Source organism: Leifsonia sp. HAY1-4F (assembly GCF_056755275.1).
Genome location: NZ_JBNDHX010000667.1, coordinates 1 through 234, shown reverse-complemented (window position 1 = coordinate 234; position 234 = coordinate 1). Strand labels below are relative to the sequence as shown.

The following is a 234-nucleotide window of genomic DNA, read 5'->3' as shown; positions in this document are numbered from 1 at the left end:
CCTCACGACGCCGCGGCCCGCGGCCGTGTGCGTGTACGGCGGCATGGTGCCGTACGCGGTGGACGCGCTGGGCGCAGTCCACGCGGGTGCGATCCGGCGTGCAGGGGGCGAAGCGGCCGGGCACGGCGGCGGCATCAACGTCGCTGCGGTCGCGACGGCGGTCCCGAGCGGGCGCGCCTCAATGAAGGTTGAGCTGGCCGCCACCTGTCTATTATACACATCTCCGAGCCCACG

Annotated in this window: 1 pseudogene; it reads left to right on the top strand. The window is 73.1% G+C overall.

The features are described from left to right. A pseudogene (locus ACPYOG_RS20905) lies at window positions 1-234 on the top strand (hypothetical protein); the annotation flags it as partial.